Source organism: uncultured Campylobacter sp. (assembly GCF_938045775.1).
Taxonomy (GTDB): domain Bacteria; phylum Campylobacterota; class Campylobacteria; order Campylobacterales; family Campylobacteraceae; genus Campylobacter_B.
In genome coordinates, this window is sequence record NZ_CALIBH010000177.1 from 1 (window position 1) to 1,490 (window position 1,490).

The 1,490-nt window shown below is 45.0% G+C and carries 1 protein-coding gene; it reads right to left on the minus strand.

Going from position 1 to position 1,490, the window contains the following annotated elements; translation table 11 throughout:
- Positions 1-448: 448 nt before the first annotated feature.
- A complete protein-coding gene (locus tag Q0238_RS06740; protein ID WP_297944237.1) occupies positions 449-1,126 on the minus strand; it encodes a hypothetical protein in 678 nt (225 codons plus the stop codon).
- Positions 1,127-1,490 lie beyond the last annotated feature (364 nt).

Below are 1,490 nucleotides of genomic sequence, written 5' to 3' on the forward strand. Positions count from 1 at the left end.
TCCAAAAAACGCCGAGACAGACGCCGCGGTGCAGCATCTCGCAGATCTGCGCGGGCTACAGATCGAGCCCGTAGATATGGACGTTGAAATTTAGAGCTTTGCTTTTAAATTTAAGGCTCGTAAAATTCTCGATATAAATTTAAAATTCTAGAATTTCGATATGTAAAATTCTGTCTCTAGAATTTAGGTGGTGGTGGCTTTTTCTCTTAAGGGGGAAGGGGCGCTACTTGCGAGGCGCTCCCCTTTCCCCTTAAAATCCCCTAACCCTTGGCACGCTCAAGGGGCGAGCTTTCAGCTCGCGTTAAATTTATATTGGAAAAGCACGCAGTTTTTACGTTCGTCTATTTAGTAAAATAATGTCTTATTGTGTCTCCAATAAAATTTTACGGAATTTTATTTGTGGCTAGTAGTGTAAAATTTTGGCTAAATTTCTGCGTTCAGCTCGTCGTTACGCCTCGCGCATCTCCTCTGCTAGGCGCTTTTTGTAGGCGCGCTTGAAATAAAATGCCCAAATTAGCGGAAATATTATCTCCAGCCCTTTCCAAAATGCAAACCCGCCATACTCTCCAGGAATGGTAAAAAAACCTATCCAAACTGCATAGTAAGCAGCCACATAGCTTATCACGAAAATAAGGCCCCAAATTAGTACTTCGGAGCCGGTCGTAACGATCCAGATCGCAATCAAATAGATTAAAGCGCTTGCTAGCGCGGTCGAAAAAAACCAATTCAAAACGCCTAATTTTTGATGGTCTATATCCGCGCCAAGATAGCCTACTACGCACGCGATAATACACAGAGCGCATAAGATAGCGCGCAGCACGGCTAAATAGCGCAGCCCACGGGGTTGTATCACGCCTTCATAGTCGCTGTTTTCGCAGCTACTACTTTGGCTGTTTTTTCCGCCGCGCCCCGAGACATAGACAAGATGCGCGCCCAACGCTATGAAACACGCACATTGAATGAAGTCCATAAATATGAAGCTGCCGAGTGCATCACTTTCGCCTACATTGCCTATTAACCTAGGCCACAAAAATTTTACTATGCAAAACGTAGCCGCGAGCAAAATCGGATGTAGCGCGAGCTTGCCGCTTCGCAAATCAGAGAGTAAATTTTTAAAATATCTCATGCTTTCCCCTTAAAATTCCGTGGAATTCTAAAATCCCGAAAGAGCTCAGCGCACATAGTTTGCGAATAGAATTTTAGAATTTCCAGATGCTAAATTCTATCGCTCAATTTAGAATTTTACGGCATAGGGTTTTGAAATTTGACGTAACCCCGCCCACTTTTCATTATTTTAAGGCGCGGTTCGGAGCTGAAATTTTAAAGCCACTTTGCTCGTTCATTGCTAGGATCCGTTTCGTTGCCGATCGCTTCGTAGCGCGAGTAGTAAAACTTCACAAACTCCCGCACCTGCGCCTCGCACGGCAGATACACGCCGCCGCTAAGCTCCGCAAAGCGCGATAAAAATTCCGCCGCGTCCTTTTTGTCGC